This is a genomic window from Nitrosomonas supralitoralis, assembly GCF_003011925.2.
Taxonomy (GTDB): Bacteria; Pseudomonadota; Gammaproteobacteria; order Burkholderiales; family Nitrosomonadaceae; genus Nitrosomonas; species Nitrosomonas supralitoralis.
In genome coordinates this window covers 1-938 of the sequence record NZ_PXXU01000166.1, presented here as the reverse complement: position 1 = coordinate 938, position 938 = coordinate 1, and the positions used below count along the sequence as shown (strand labels likewise).

Below are 938 nucleotides of genomic sequence, written 5' to 3'. Positions count from 1 at the left end.
GTTACTGTACGCACGCCGTACCACAAAATCGAATTCACCCAGGAATACCGCATTGTGATTGTAGACAGAGGGGTACTTAACAAGATCGCGCAGAACGGTCATGCCTGGTGGATTCTGACCTTTTTCGAGAAGGGTATTCATGGTTATATTAACCAGCAATTCTTTGGGCGAATTCAGGTATTCAAATGAGAATGGTGAACCCGCCGTTGGCGATATCTCGCCCATGGTTCGAGAGATAGTCAATTTAATGACTTTGCCGTTTGCCGGTTGCACGCCAACAATATCAGTCTGACCGAAGCGCACATAAATACTTTGCCTGTCATCCGCTTCAACGTGAAAAACACGCTCACCAGGCCATGTATTCGTGTATCTCTCACGATAAACGTACTCTCCGCCCGAATCGCTAACAGATATTCCGCTCAAGTGGCTGTCATCGGTGGCTGCTGGTATCTCTATCGGATAGAAAGGAACGCTGCCGGAGACAGTATGATTTACTACTTCTCTCCTCAATTGAATGGCGTCAACTGTACCGGTGGCACCCGCAGCGATAATGGCTGTGGTTTCGATGATGTAAGGTAGCCCGGTAGAATCAATAATGGTTCTTCCGGTATCTACCGTGAATGCGGTAGGATTGTTATTTTTAACCGACAATCTGACGCGCCCAGGACTTGCTTTACGTATCACTCCGCGCAACGCGGCATCCGCTAAAACGGTGCCATCCCGCACCTTCTCAAACGGCTCTGCCATTGCGGTTTCAAGTTGAGAAGAAAACATGGCCAGCATAGCGGCCATGGCATCAAGGTTCTGGATTATGCGCGGATCACCGGCTTGGTAAAGCGCGGCAATATCAGGATAATTTGTTATCGAGTCAGCAATCGCTTTCTGGAAATCTGATTTTGTGAGCATTTTTTATCCAGTTGATAACTATCGATCAATCT

At 47.7% G+C, this 938-nt stretch carries 1 protein-coding gene; it reads right to left on the bottom strand.

Annotation, left to right across the window (positions count from 1 at the left end):
• On the bottom strand, positions 1 to 906 hold a 906-nt coding region (locus C7H79_RS17225), incomplete at its 3' end, for a hypothetical protein (protein WP_197714680.1).
• Positions 907 to 938 lie beyond the last annotated feature (32 nt).